Below are 15,119 nucleotides of genomic sequence, written 5' to 3'. Positions count from 1 at the left end.
CCATCGAATCAGCTTGATCTAAAGGATTGGATTTGTAGCTTTTTACCCCGGAGGGGTATTCTGTAAATAGAAACAGCCGGCAAATCCGTATTCCAAGCCCCGGCAGGAGCGTCCTGATAAAACGTAGTACGCATGCCATCGAATCAGCTTGATCTAAAGGATTGGATTTGTAGCTTTTTACCCCGGAGGGGTATTCTGTAAATAGAAACAGCCGGCAAATCCGTATTCCAAGCCCCGGCAGGGGCGTCCTGATAAAGCGTAGTACGTCCCTGCCGGGGCTAAAATCGGCGGTATAGGGCGCGCATTTGTATTTACAGAATACCCCTCCGGGGTAAACAGAATGGCTAAATCCTGAGGGTGATTATCAAATGGAAAGTAGTATCCAAAAGGCTACCGGCTTTTACGGATGAATTATCCGATACCAACGCCTGAGCCATGAACCGGTACTTCCTAAAAACCAGCCTTCTGATTCTCCTATTCAATTATTTTGCCTCGAACCCGGCAACGAGTCAAACCAGGGCGGTATTCAATCCCCAAAAAAACGACCACATCATTCTGCTCGGGAACACCTTTGCCGACCGGATGCGGTATTACAACTATTTCGAGACCTTGCTCCAGAAGAATTACCCGGAACGGCAACTGACGCTGCGGAACATGGGCTGGAGTGCCGATGAAGTGGCGTTGCAACCGCGTCCCCTCAACTTCCCCTGGTTTGGTGAGGATGCTCCCAAAACAACCGAAGATCCGCAGGACCTTTCGTTCCGTAGCTGGTACGACAAACCGATCAAAATGCCGGTGGCCCTCAACGTCGACGGTTTGTACCATGATTTAACGGAACAGAAAGCCGACATCATTTTCCTGTGTTTCGGCATGAACGAGTCGTTCAAGGGGAAAGCCGGTTTGCCGCAGTTTGAACAGGATCTGAGCCGGTTTATTCAGCTCCTGCAAGCCCGAAAATTCAACGGACGTTCGATTTCACAACTGGTGCTGGTTTCACCGATTGCCCACGAAAAACTCGGTGACCACTGGCCCGACCCGGTTTCACACAACGAGAATCTGGCGGTTTATACCGAAGCCATGCGGAAAGTAGCGGCATCGCAACAACTCGTTTTCATCGATTTATTCAAACCGTCGCTGGCCCGGATGACCGCAAAACCGGGCGAACCGATCACCATCAACGGCATCCACCTGAACGACAAAGGCTATCAGGAAACGGCCCGCTGGATGGCCCGGCAACTGGGTTTTGACCCCAAAATCGTCGCCTTAAACCTCACAACGGAGCATTCGACGAAGCTGCGGCAGGTGATTAAAATGAAGGACGATCATTTTTTCTACCGCTGGCGGGCCGTCAATGGCGAATACATCTACGGTCGGCGGAAAGAACCGTTCGGCGTCATCTCGTTCCCCCCCGAATTGCGGAAACTGAACCGGATGGTGGCCTCGCTCGATTCGGTGGTCTGGAAACTGGGGAAAAGTCCGGGAACAGAAGCCTATAACCGGGCCGTGGCGATTGTGGACGAACGATCCAACCCGGCAGCTCAGGCGGCCTTTCTGGTGACGCACATGACCGGAAAACAAAGCCGTCCACTGGCTAAAGAAGGCCATGCTCACCACAATTCCATTGCCGAAGGTGCACTACAACCCGCTACGACCGAGACATTTACGTTGCCCGAAGGCTACGAAATCAACCTGTTTGCCTCCGAAAAAGACTTTCCACTGGCCAAACCGGTTTCCATGGCGTTCGATGCCCGGGGCCGGTTGTGGGTTGCCACGATGCCGACCTATCCGCAGTATATTCCCGGCATTCCGGTACACGACAAAATCCTGATTCTGGAAGATACCAACGGCGACGGACGGGCGGATAAGCACACGGTTTTTGCCGACAATCTGTATCTGCCGCTGGGATTTGAGTTTGGAAACGGTGGTATTTATGTCTCTCAGGAACCGGATATTCTGTTTTTGAAAGACACCGACGGCGACGATAAAGCCGATCTGCGCGAGGTGGTTCTGACGGGTTTTGGGGCGGAAGACAGCCATCACGCCACCCACGCGTTCACGTACGGCCAGGATGGAGCGCTGTATTTTCACGAAGGCACCTTTCTGAACACGCAGGTCGAAACGCCCTACGGCCCGGTGCGCACCTACACGGGTGCCACGTATCGCTATGAACCCCGAACGGGCAAATTGAGCCAGTATATTTCGTACGGCTACAATAATCCCTGGGGCAATGTGTTCCAGCGCTGGGGCATTCACCTGATCGCCGATGCGTCGGATGGTTCGAATTATGACGCCACGCCCCTGCGCGGGAAAATCGATTACCCCAATAAACACCCCCGAATCAACACGTTTACCACGACGCGGGTACGCCCGACGGCGGGTATCGAGATTGTGTCGAGCCGCCAGTTCCCGGACCATGTGCAGGGGAATTTTCTGATCAACAATGCCATTGGTTTTCAGGGAATCAAACAGCACCAGCTCATCGAAACCGGGTCGGGGCTCACGAGTAAGGAAGTGGAACCGCTGCTGCAATCGTCGGACCCGAACTTTCGCCCGGTTGATTTGAAATTTGGCCCCGACGGCGCCCTCTATGTGGTCGACTGGTACAATCCGCTGATTTCGCACGGCGAAAACCCACCGCGCGATCCGGCGCGGGATAAACGGCACGGACGCATCTGGCGGATCACCTACAAAGCGAATCCGTTGCTGAAAACCAGGGACATTTCCGGGCAGACCATTCCGAACTTACTGAACAATTTGAAAGGGTACGAAGACCGTTTTCGGTATCGCTCGCGGATGCGGCTCCGGGAACAGAGTCCGGAAAAAGTGGTGCCGGAACTCCGAAAATGGGTCACCAATTTAGCTAAAAACCACCCCGATTATGAACTCCATTTGCTGGAAGCGCTGTGGCTCTTTCAGGATTTCGATGTTATCAATGAAAGCCTGCTGACGACCTTGTTACACGCCAAAAATTACCGGGCGCGGGGGGCTGCGACCCGCGTGCTGTTTTACTGGAGAGACCGGCTGACCAATCCCCTGGAACGGTTTCGGGAGCCAATCAACGACGAATCGCCCCGGGTTCGGCTTGAAGCCATCATTGCCCTGAGCCATTTTTCCGGCGAAAAAGCCCTGACAACGGCACTGGACGTATTGAAATACCCGACGGATTATTCCCTCGATTATGCGATCAATGAGACATTTACCTACCTGAAACCGGTCTGGCTAGCCGGTTTCAAACAAAATCCGGCGTTTCTGGCCGACAACTCCAAAGCCACTGTCTTTTTACTGGAACGCGCTACGGCCGATGAACTACAAGCATTGCCCCAAACGAGCGCGGTTTTAAGCGCCTTGCTCACTAAAAAAGACGTAAAGCGGGAATTGAAAGTCCAGGCCATCCGGACACTGGCCAAAGAACGGTCGATCAGCCCGGTGGAATTTCTAATCGGAACTCTAATTGAGAAACCGGCGCAGGGAGATGAAAACGGCAGGCAAACCGGTAGCAATGACATCGTTTCCGTTTTGTTGAACTGGAACCCGACGGAGTTGAAAGCGGCTGAATACCAGTTGTTGGGCTTATTAGCTTCCCGAAATCGGGTCACGCAATCAGCCGCTTTCGCAGCCCTGATCACCCTCGACCAGTCGGATCAACGCGTTTGGTATACGGCTTCGCAGAATCCGGCTAATCTCGTGAATTACCTGCACGGTATTTCGATGCTGACCGATCCGGATCGGCAAACCGCGCTTCGTGAAAAAGTAAAAACGCTGACCCGCGAGGTGCCCGATGAACTCCGAAAAAAACAGTCGGATCTGGGCCTGAAAGGAACGGTTTCGCCTTTTTATTCGGTTTATGCCACGGCGTATGAAGTGCTGTTTTCGATGCCGGGCCACGAGGCCGAACGCGCTTCGGTTCTGAAAAACTTCATCGCCTGGCTGGAGACCACGCCCGAAAGCCAGCGCAATACCGTGCCGTATAATCAGGCGATTACGCTCGGCAAAAAACTGGCGCAAAAATTACCACCCCGGGAATCCGCTGCCCCGCTGGCCATGCTGGAAAACAGCGGAACGAAAGAGATTCGGCTGGCGGCTGTTCCGGCCAAAATGCTGTTCGATCAGGACACCATCCGCATGCAGACCGGCCGGTATGTTTCGCTGGTATTCGAAAATCCAGATTTGATGCCCCATAATGTGGTCATTCTGAAACCCGATGCCGTGGAGAAAGTGGGCCAGGCCGCCGACGCGATGGCGACCCTGAAAGACGGTTTTGAGAAAAACTTTGTTCCCAACCTGCCCGAAGTCCTGTTTGCGACACCATTGATCAACGCCGGTCAAAACTACCGGCTCGACTTCAAAGCCCCGGATGTTCCCGGCCATTATCCGTTCATTTGTTCGTTCCCCGGCCACTGGCGGGTAATGAAGGGAATTCTGAAAGTAGTAAAACCGCCGGTCAACTGAGTACGGGTTGGTTGGAGAAGCTTATCCCTACAATTTTCATAGAAAAAGTATAGTACTGATTGATGTATTCTATTTTTTTGTACTTTTCAGGGTCAATTGGGCTTCATTACTGCCGTAATCAATCGACTCTATTGGCACGATAGACCATTGACCTTGTCATGTAAACCCATGAATGTAGCAACATCGCGTACCTTGCCCTCCAAATTGCCTTGGGTTGGAACGACCATTTTCACGGTTATGTCGAAATTGGCGACCGACACCGGGGCTATTAATTTATCACAGGGCTTTCCCGGTTTCGACTGCTCGCCGGAGCTGGTGGCACTGGTGGAAAAATACCTCAGAACAGGATTTAACCAGTATGCGCCCATGACGGGCGTGCCCGCCTTACGCGAGGCATTGGCCCGGAAAACGGAACAACTCTACGGCGTTTCCTATCATCCCGAAACCGAAGTGACCGTTACGTCCGGTGCCACGGAAGCCTTGTTTGCCGCCATCACGGCGGTGATCCGGCCCGGCGACGAAGCCATCGTTTTCGAACCGGCCTACGACAGCTACGTCCCGGCCATCGAACTGAACGGCGGCATTCCGGTTTTCGTCGCCCTGACGCCCCCAACCTACGGCATCGACTGGGCCGAGGTTCGCGGGAAAATTACGGACAAAACCCGGCTCATCATCGTCAATACGCCCCACAACCCGACGGGTCGCGTCTGGACGGCGGAAGATCTGGAACAACTGGCCGCACTGGTTCAACACCGGGACATCTGGATTGTGAGCGACGAGGTGTATGAGCACATCCGGTTCGATGGGCGACCACATCGCTCGCTGGCGACGCACCCGGTTTTGCAGGAACGGACGTTTGTCTGTGGCTCTTTCGGGAAAACGTTTCACGTTACGGGCTGGAAAATCGGGTATTGTCTGGCACCCAGGGAATTAAGCGTAGAGTTCCGTAAAATTCACCAGTACCTGACTTTCAGTACCATCACACCGGTTCAGTATGCGCTGGCTGATTATCTGAAAAACCCGGAACACTACGAAACGCTGCCGGATTTTTACGAACGCAAGCGGGATTTGTTTCTTGACAGCCTCCGAGGCTCCCGGTTTCAGTTCCAGCCCACGGAAGGAAGTTTCTTCCAAACCGTTTCCTATCAGGCCATTACGGATGAACCAGACTACGACCTGGCGATCCGGCTGACCAAAGAGATCGGCGTCGCGTCGATCCCGGTTTCGGTGTTTTACCGCCAGAAAAATGACTACAACATCCTGCGTTTCTGTTTTGCCAAAGACGACGATGTGTTGCGGGAGGCCGGGGAACGTCTCTGTCGGTTATAATCGAAATTTCCATCGCGATTAGCCGGATAACGTGCAAATTAAAACGGGTGACAAATATCATTAAAGAAAGACAATCCCTGAGCGAACTGTTTCAACGCGTCTATACGTTATTCGCAGAATAAAGCGGCAACGATTCACTGCATTTCATCGTCAATAGACTCGTATCGTTGTTCCTAGAGCCGGGAGCCTTAGTAATCTCTCTGCGTAATTGACACAGACTCACGTATGAAAACGATTAAAAGATAATCTTCTAGTCAGTTTTTTTATAATTTTTTGTAGACAACACTATGGAATCACTGGGACTAAACTGGATGGCTTTGGCTGTTCCTTTTTTTCTGTTTTTTATGGGTTTGGAGTATCTGGTTTCCAAATGGCAGAAAAAGGACTATTTTCGATTCAATAATTCAGTCGCTAACATCAACGTTGGCATTGCCGAACGGCTGCTTGACACCTTCACCGTCGGCGCTTTTTATTTCTTCTACGACTACATTCACAAACACTACGCGATTTTTGACCTGAAACCGGGCGTGCTAGGCTGGGTGGCGTTGTTTCTGGCGACCGACTTTGTCTGGTACTGGTACCACCGACTGGCCCACGAAATCAATTTGTTCTGGAGCGCCCACGTTGTTCACCACCAGAGTGAGGACTTCAACTACACAACCTCCGCCCGGATTACGGTTTTTCAGGCTCTCATCCGAACCGGTTTCTGGACGATTCTGCCCCTGATCGGTTTTCCGGCCGGGATGATTTCGACCATGCTGATCCTGCATGGTTTGTACCCATTCTTTATTCATACCCGCACGATCGGCAAACTCGGCTGGCTGGAATACATCCTCGTGACGCCCTCCCACCACCGCGTTCACCACGCCAGCAACCCCGAATACCTCGACAAAAATTATGGTGATGTCCTGATCATCTGGGACAAACTGTTCGGCACGTTTATCGAAGAAAAAGAAGACGCCGAAGAACTCGTTTACGGCCTGACCAAACCGCTCGAAAGCCACAGTTTTTTATGGCAGCAATTCCATTTCATGATGGAACTCGCCGAAACCGTTCGGCGCACACCGGGTTTTGTTCCCAAAATCAAAGTCTTGTTTGGCCGCCCGGACGACATTGACCCGGAAGTTCGGGATGTATTGGAAAAACGCTATTTGTCCCGTTCGACCGTTCATGCCACCAGCCGCCGGTTTCGGGGGTACGTATTAGGCCAACTGATTGGTATTCTGTCGATTTTGTTCGTTTTTCTGCTCCTCGAAAATCACGTAACGGTATACCATCAGGTGTTGATCTCCCTGTTTATCCTCATTACGCTGGTCAACTGCGGGGCCTTGCTCGAACAACGGCAGTGGGTGTTTTACCTGGAAATCAGCCGGTTCTCCCTATTGGTCCTGATGGCCATTCCCTTCCTCCATGACCCCTTGTCGTTCAGCGCCTTGTTCATTGGAACCCTACTCCTCTGGACGTATTTTTCCAACTTGCAGAAGCGGTATTTGCGGCTGGTTTACGGCACGGTTTCGTATTAAGAACCCAAGAAGATAGACAAGAGAATTCAGACAATAAAAACACAGCCGTTTCGTCTCTATTCTCTTGTCTATCCTCTTTCTTCTCCTTTTTTATCGAATCCGCCCCATCACCTTGTCCAACTCCACCGACGCGGTCAGGAAATCATAAACCGCCTGCAAATGGTTGGATTTAGCCTGGGTGAGTGACAGTTCGGCGTCGGAAAGCTCCAGTCGTGACGCAATGCCCTGTTTCCAGCGGTCGCGGGTAATGCGATAACCCAGTTCGGCTACCGTTACGGTTTGCCGCTGGGTTTCGATCCGAAGCCGGGCCTCTTCCACGTTGGAAAGGCCAATTTTGACCTCCGCACGAACGATCTCCTTCAAATTGACCAATTGCGTTTCGCTTTGCTGCCGGGTAATGACGGCCTGCTGAATTCGGGAAACCGTGCGAAAACCGCTGAAAATCGGCACGTTCACTTGCAGGCCGACGTACGAACTGAGGGGCCAGCTATAGTCCGCCAGCTTCAAATTATTGGCCTGCGCCTGCGATTGCAGCAAACCAATCGCCGACAGTTTGGGCGCGCGTTCGGCGGTTTGCAACGCAATTTGTTCCCGGTTCAGTTTCTCCGTTAATTCCAGCCGATGCACTTCCGGACGAGATTGAACGGCTTCAAAAAACGCATCGGTGCCGGGTGTAACAAACCCGGTTTTATCATACCGCAACGAATCCTCCAATTCAATCGCTTCCTGCTCGTCCAGCCCCATCGTGCGTTTCAGAATCGTTTTGGTGATTTCAACCCGGTTGTTCAGGCGAATGATTTCCGGTCGCAGATTTTCGGTCGATACAAAAGCCCGCAACGTATCCACCCGCGACGCCCGGCCCTGCGCCAGCAGCGAACGGGAATCTTTCAGTGCCTGTTCGTTCCGCAAAAGGCTTTGTTGCTGAAGCCGCAGTTGTTCCTGCGTAATCAGCACATCCAGATAGGCTTTTTTAACCTCAGTAACCACCCCGGCTCTGACCTCGTTCAGGCCCTCGGCCGAAGCGTTTTCGTAAATCTGTGCAGCCCGAATTCCGGAGCGGATGCCGGCCTGAAAAAGCGGCTGCGACACGGCAACACCGCCGACAAACGCATTCGATCCGCCGACCCGGAACGTGGCCAACTGGTTTTCGCCCAGACCAACAAAACTCCCCGGCAAAAACGAAACCTGTTTCTGGGGAAAATACAGGTATTGGGCCGAAGCCGCCACGGTGGGTAAAGCATAACTCCGGGCTTCGCGCACTTTCTGCGCCGATTTGGCGGTTTCCAGCGTCGCCACCTGCAAATCACGGTTTTTCTCCAGCGCCAGTTTCACGGCGTTTTCCATCGTCAGCGGTCGCACCTGCGCGAAGGCCGGTTTTCCCGTAAGGAGGAGAATAGAGATGGTAAAGAGAATAATTTTATAAATAAGCGGTTTCATAAAAAAGTTAATTCATTGTTAATGTGTAATTTACCAGAGCATCAACCCATTGAATCCCTACGAGATCAACCGTCAACCGTATTATCCCGCAGGGATTCAACAGCGCAACGTTGGTAGAAACCAGAACCTGCTTTCTCCGACCTGTTTATCCCGCAGGGATTCAACAGCGCAGCGTCGGTAGGTAAAGGTGTCCCTCCGTGCCAGCGTGCCGTCAGGTACGCGACGGGTTATGTGCCTGACGGCACATGGGTTTAAGAAGACGACTCTTTGGTCTACCGACGCTGCGCTGTTGAATTCCTACGGAATGAATTGTATACCGTTTTACGAAAGCGGTCAGATGTACGAAAACCATCAGACCAGTTCCAGCACTTCTTCTTTTTTCGTCTTCGGAACCCGGGAAAAATAGGAATACACGGCGGGGATGATGTAGAGCGTCAGTAAACCGGCGAAGAGCAAACCGCCGACGATGACCGTTCCGAGCGAATTGCGGCTGTTTTCGGTGAGCGCAATGGGGATCGCGCCAAAAATCATCGCTAAACTGGTCATCAGAATCGGGCGGAACCGCGAGGCTGCGGCTACTTTGGCGGCTTCCAGCGTACTCAGTCCCTGCTCCTTGCTGTGATTCGCGAACTCGACAATCAGAATCCCGTTTTTGGTAATCAAACCGATCAGTGTGATGATCCCGATCTGGCTGAAAATATTCAGCGTTTGGCCGAAAAGCCAGAGACTGAGCAGCGCACCGGTCATGGCCATCGGAACCGTCAGCAGAATGATGAACGGATCGACCAGGCTTTCGAACTGGGCCGCCAGAATCAAATAAATCAGCACCAACGCGAAAATAAAGGCATACAACAGGCTCGACGAACTTTCCGAAAAATCCCTCGATTCACCAGCCAGCGAGGTTTTGATGGTGGGCGGCAGGACTTTTTTGGCAATTCGGTTCATCTCTGCTACGCCGTCGCCAATGGTTTTGCCCGGTGCCAGACCGCCCGAAACCGTCGCCGAAATCGCCTGATCGTAGCGGTAAATGGCCGCCGGACTGATGCTTTCCCGGAACGAAACGAGGTTGTCCAACGAAACCATGTCGCCGGTTCGGGTGCGGACAAACATTGCTTTCAGGTCGTATGGCGTGTCGCGTTCCTGGCGTTGCAGTTGCCCGATGACTTCGTATTGCCGGTCGTTGTAGATGAAATACCCGTAGCGCTGACCGCTCAACGCCAGTTGCAAACCACGCGCAATTTCGACCACGGAAATCCCCAGTTCGGCGGCTTTGTCCCGGTCAATTTTCAGGACCAGTTCGGGTTTGTTTACTTTCAAATCCGAATCGACAAACCGCAACACCTCACTTTTTCGGGCTTCGGCCAGAAATTTGGGCAACACTTCGGTGATGGTCGCCAGATTCTGCGCCTGCAACACATACTGAACGGGTTGCGCCTGACCAAACCGGCTTCCGATGGTGGGCGGCTGAACCGGGAAGACCAGTACGCCCCTGAAATTCTGCGCATTGCGGGCGTAAATCTGAAAGACGTCGGCCTGTGTCGTCGTTCGCTGGTCCGCTTTTTTCAGAAAGGTATTCTGAATCGCGAGGTTGACCGGAGCCGGTGGGCCAAACGTCAACGCCAGAATGGAGTAGGTCTGGAACAATCCGGGTGTGGAATCGACCGAAAATTTGGCGATCTCGCTCATGTATTTTTCGGTGTATTCATACGATGAGCCTTCCGGTGCCAAAACCGCCAGACTGATCTGGGAGCGGTCTTCCAGGGGCGCGAGTTCCGACGGGAGTTGTTTGCCAATGACGTAAATCAGGACAAAAGTGGCCGCCAGCGCGACGAAAGCCGCCCAGCGAAACCGCAGAAACCACGCCAGCGATTTTTCGTAACCCCGGTTCAGAGCGACAAAATACGGTTCGGTTTTGCGGTACAGCCAGTTCGGTTTTTCCTGTCGTTTCAGCAAATATGCGCTCATCATGGGCGACAGCGTAAGGGCCACGAAAGCGGAAACCAGGACCGAACCGGCTACAACAATGGCGAATTCCTGAAAGAGCTTGCCGGTAATCCCCGGTAAAAAGAGAATCGGCAGGAAAACCGCTGCCAGCGTAATGGTAGTCGAAATAACGGCAAAATAGATTTCGGAAGACCCTTTGAGAGCCGCCTGAATCGGGCTCATGCCTTCCTCCACTTTGGCGTAAATGTTTTCCAGCACCACAATCGCGTCATCGACCACCAGGCCAATCGCCAGCACCAACGCCAACAGTGTCAGGATGTTGATGGAATAGCCGACCGCGTACATGATGAAAAAAGCCGAGATGATGGAAACCGGGATGGCCACCACCGGAATGATGGTCGAACGCCAGTCGCGGAGAAAGATGAACAGGATCAGAATCACCAGTCCGAAGGCAATGAACAGGGTTTCTTCCACTTCGGCAATGGAATCGCGGATGGGTTCGGTAAAGTCTTTGCCAATTGTCAGTTCGTAATCCGCCGGAATTTCCTTGCGTAACTCTTTCAGTCGCCGGTAAAACTCGTCGGCAATGGCGACAGCATTCGCACCCCGCTGCGGTTCTACGAAAACACCGATGGTCGGTGAATTTCCTTTCAGGCTGTTCTGGATGGCGGTTCGTTCGTTTTCGGCACCCAATTCGGCAAAACCGATGTCTTTAAACCGAATGATGGTGCTGCCCTCCTGTCGGATAATCATGTTGTTAAAATCCGCTTCCTGCGTCAGTCGGCCCAGCGTCCGAACCGTCAGTTCGTTCTGGTCCCCTTCGACCCGGCCCGATGGCAAATCCACGTTTTCCTTGCGCAACGCCTGTTCAATATCCGAGGGGGTCAGTTGGTAAGCCGCCAGTTTAGCCGGATCGATGCGCAGCCGCATGGCGTATTTTTTCTCACCCGCAATCCCCACGCGCTTCACACCGGGAATGGTTTGCATCCGTTCTTTGATCACCGTCGAAGCAATGTTGCTCACTTCCAGAATGCTCCGGGTTTTGCTTTCCACGGCCATAAAGATCACAATATCACCGGCATTGGCTTTTTCCACGATGGGCGCATCGACGTCGCCGGGCAACAACCGCCGGGCTTTGGTCACTTTGTCGCGGACATCGTTGGCGGCCGCTTCCAGATCGGCGTCGAGGTTGAACTCGACGGTAATGACGCTGGCGGCTTCCCGCGAAACGGACGAAATGGTGCGAATGCCGTTGGCTTCTCCGATGGATTCCTCCAGCGGTTTCGTAATCTGGTAGGCAATGACGTCGGGGCTGGCACCCGGATAGGTGGTCGTGACGGTAACAATGGGCGAATCCGTGACCGGATATTCGCGGATTCCGAGGTATGAAAATCCGACAATTCCGAACAGAATAATCAATACGGACAGCACACCGGCCAGCACGGGCCGCTGAATACTAATTCCTGATAAACTCATGGTTGGTTGTATTAAAATCTCTTATCCGAAATGAACAAGCAGAACGGGATGTAACGATGATTGGTATACGCAGAAAAGTAGAAAGGTTGGTTTTACCCCGGAGGGGTAGCGTGTCAATAGCAAAAACCGCCCGCAAAATTTACCCAAGCTCCGGCGGAGCGTCCTATTTTCAGGTGTTGAGGCCGCCCCGCCGGGGCTTGAATGACTGGCTGCTTGGAAAGCTATTTACAGGACGCCCTTCTGGGGCTTGCATTCGCCTAACGAACAGATTTACTAGTAACATTCGGCACCTCCGGAGCTAAATTGACGGAATTTCAGGGATGCTGTTAACGCAAACTGGCGGATCTGACGGCAACGCCCGGTTCGAGACGCAGCAGGTTGGTGGTCAAAACCGTATCACCCAGCGACAGTCCTTCCAGAATCTGAACGGTTCCCTTGGTCCGGTTGCCGGTTTTCAGTTCCCGCTGTTCAGCTTTGCCGTTTTTGAGCGCAAACAGCGAATAGCCTTTGGCACTGGGAATCAGGGCCTGTGTCGGAATCAGAATGCCGTCATTGGTGGTGTGCAACGTGAAGGCGATTTTGGCCGACGAACCTGGGATGAGCTTGCCGCCCTTGTTGGCACTCATGGCTTTTACCAGCAAACTCCGTGTGTTCAGATCCGTTTTGGGTTCAGTGGCCACCACTTTTCCGTGGAAAGGCTGGCTGCTGTTTTCGGTTGTAAACTGAATTGGCTGGCCAATCCGAACGGCGGAAGCGTATTTTTCGGGAATGGTGAACGCCACTTCGACCTGACTCACATCGTCCAGTGACGTCAAAACCGTCGAGGGCGTCACGTAGGCTCCAACATCGACTTTGTTCAGACCCAGTTTGCCGGAAAACGGCGCGCGGATTTCGGTTTTGGCCAGATCAACGTCCACCATCGCCATTTCGGCCTGCAAAACGTTCAGGTTCGTCAAAATCTGGTCGTATTCCTGCTGATTGACGGCTTCGGTGGCCAGCAACTCGCGAAACCGTTTTTCATCGATGCGGGCCAGTTTTTCCTGAAGCGCGATTTTTTTCTTTTTTGCCAGCAAATCCGCATCGTCCAGTTTAAAAAGGAGTGTACCCTGCTGAACAAAACTGCCTTCGCGGACATAAATTCGCGTGAGTTTGCGGGCCACTTCACTCACCAGATCGACTTCCTGATTGGCGGCAATGGTGCCGGTCGTTTGCAGTTCGTCCGTTACGAGTTCCGGTTTTACCACGAAAATATCCGCCGTAATCCGTGGATCGTTGGCAAGTGCCGAACTTACGGCCTGCTTTTTGAGCGGTTCCGCTTTATTCGAGAACAGTTTGGGCGTGAACACGAAAAAGGCCACCGTCAGGACAATGATTCCGATCATGAGTGACGTTGTGCGGATGGTTGATTGTTGAGATTCCATAGAGGTTTTCCTTATCGTTCTAATGTTTTATAACTATCGAACTTTATTGTTCTATGGATGTCGAACAACATGGCTAACAAAATCGGTTCCATGATTCTGAAAAAGAATTGAATTTTTTATCCGTCCTTCGTCGTTGTACTATCAATTCATGTGGCTACTCCTTTTTTGCAGCAGCTACCGGCAAGAAATGGAAAGACTTAAATGAAACCCTATCAACATCCTACTTTCGACCAGATTACGCTAACGGGCCTGTTGCACGCGCTCAGCGATCCCGTCCGCCTGAACTTTGTCCAGTGTTTGGCAACCAAGATGTGCGAGCAACCCTGTGGAGCGATTCCCACGCCGGTGGCCAAATCCACCATGTCGCACCACCTGCGGGTTCTGCGCGAAGCGGGCATCGTTCGCATTCGGACGGAAGGCACCCAAAGCCTGACCTCGCTGCGGCTGGCGGAAATTGAAGCGAAATTTCCGGGGGTTTTGGAAGCGGTTTTGAAAGCCGCCGATGCTGAAAAACCGTTGCAAGAGCATCCATAAAAAAACCGGTCTGCGAGCAGACCGGTTTTTTTATGGCATCAATTCGCATTCCCTTACCGGCTCATCAGCAGACGTTTGGTCAGATTTTGCTGGTTTGTTTTCAACTGAATCAGATACAGTGTCGTTCCTGATGAACGCAGATCGACGGCTTCGCGCTCGATTTGACCCGTGCCCGTCACCGATTTCTGCCAGACGGTTCGACCCATCGGATCGACGATCTGCAAATCCGCCCGCTGGTCGGGCATAACCCGGTATCGAATTTCGACCAGACCGGGACTGGGGTTGGGGCTCACGCTCAGATCCAGACTTGTTTCGGCACTCTCCACCCCTTGCCGACCTCCATTGGGGCAGGTAAGCGTTTTCGGCGACCACTTCAACGTAAAATTGCTCCCTGGTACCCGACCACTGATGATGTGGGATTGGCCATCTTTCAGCGAAACCGGTATGTCGAAGCTGTAACCATGTAGTCCGTTGCCCTTGCCGGCATTCAGCAAATCCTGGCGGAAAATGTTGGCGTCTGCGCGACCGATTACCGTCGTCCCATCCAGGAACTCTACGGTAATGGGCGTATTTGGTCGGTTACGGTCCCAGATCCAGCCCCGAATGCCGCTACAACTGACCACATCCAGGTAGCCTTCATAGTTGCCCGCACCACTGCCTCCGCTGGTCGGCGGAGGATCGACCGGGCCACTCCCACCGGCGTTGACCGTCAGCGTAACGGTAGTTGCTACGGCATCACTCTTGCTGTCGGTCGCCGAATACCTCAGGCTGAACGTCCCCTGGCTGGTTGTCGTGCCGCTAATTACCCGCGAACCGCTGTTGAAACCCAGTCCTGCGGGTAATCCCGTCAGCGCATACGTCAGCGGGTCCTGGTTGGCATCGGTAAATGCGGGTAAGGCTGCGGAAGTATACGCCGTGTTGGCCGTGGCAGTCAGCGCCGAAACCGCCGGAGCCACCGGGGGCTGATTTGCGGGGGGGACGCTGGTTCCGGGACAGTTGATGGTTT

General features: G+C 52.9%; 8 protein-coding genes. 4 read left to right on the top strand and 4 right to left on the bottom strand.

The features are described from left to right. Positions 1-435: 435 nt before the first annotated feature. The 3 genes from FH871_RS30740 to FH871_RS30730 all read left to right on the top strand — a co-directional run bounded on the left by FH871_RS30740 (position 436) and on the right by FH871_RS30730 (position 7,301). The gene (locus FH871_RS30740) at positions 436-4,449 is read left to right on the top strand and encodes a PVC-type heme-binding CxxCH protein (protein WP_138995156.1); all 4,014 of its coding nucleotides are present in this window, start codon (positions 436-438) and stop codon (positions 4,447-4,449) included. 168 nt (positions 4,450-4,617) lie between these two features. After that, positions 4,618-5,778: a methionine aminotransferase gene (locus FH871_RS30735; protein WP_138995155.1), complete on the top strand. Its 1,161-nt coding sequence runs from the start codon at positions 4,618-4,620 to the stop codon at positions 5,776-5,778. Positions 5,779-6,065: 287 nt separating this feature from the next. Further along, on the top strand, positions 6,066-7,301 hold the full coding sequence (locus FH871_RS30730; protein ID WP_306439259.1) for a sterol desaturase family protein: 1,236 nt from the start codon (positions 6,066-6,068) through the stop codon (positions 7,299-7,301). Positions 7,302-7,391: 90 nt separating this feature from the next. Here FH871_RS30730 and FH871_RS30725 read toward each other — a convergent pair whose 3' ends face one another. The 3 genes from FH871_RS30725 to FH871_RS30715 form a co-directional block, all read right to left on the bottom strand. Then, positions 7,392-8,738 carry a TolC family protein gene (locus FH871_RS30725; protein ID WP_138995154.1) on the bottom strand — a complete coding sequence of 449 codons (1,347 nt, stop codon included), beginning with the start codon at positions 8,736-8,738 and terminating at the stop codon, positions 7,392-7,394. A 351-nt stretch (positions 8,739-9,089) separates the two neighbouring features. Beyond that, positions 9,090-12,158, bottom strand: a complete 3,069-nt coding sequence (locus tag FH871_RS30720) for an efflux RND transporter permease subunit (RefSeq protein ID WP_138995153.1) — start codon at positions 12,156-12,158, stop codon at positions 9,090-9,092. A 326-nt stretch (positions 12,159-12,484) separates the two neighbouring features. Then, on the bottom strand, positions 12,485-13,579 hold the full coding sequence (locus FH871_RS30715; RefSeq protein WP_138995152.1) for an efflux RND transporter periplasmic adaptor subunit: 1,095 nt from the start codon (positions 13,577-13,579) through the stop codon (positions 12,485-12,487). Positions 13,580-13,780: 201 nt separating this feature from the next. Here FH871_RS30715 and FH871_RS30710 point away from each other — a divergent pair, with 201 nt between their 5' ends. After that, positions 13,781-14,113, top strand: coding sequence for a helix-turn-helix transcriptional regulator (locus FH871_RS30710; protein WP_138995151.1), 333 nt, complete (start codon positions 13,781-13,783; stop codon positions 14,111-14,113). A gap of 53 nt (positions 14,114-14,166) precedes the next feature. Here the strand turns inward: FH871_RS30710 and FH871_RS33340 are convergent. Further along, a partial coding sequence (locus FH871_RS33340; protein WP_171063013.1) for a putative Ig domain-containing protein occupies positions 14,167-15,119 on the bottom strand: 953 nt, incomplete at its 5' end.

The sequence above is a fragment of the Larkinella sp. C7 genome (genome assembly GCF_006149005.1).
Taxonomy (GTDB): domain Bacteria; phylum Bacteroidota; class Bacteroidia; order Cytophagales; family Spirosomataceae; genus Larkinella.
Note: the sequence above shows the minus strand (reverse complement) of the source record. Positions and strands in the feature narration are given on the sequence as shown.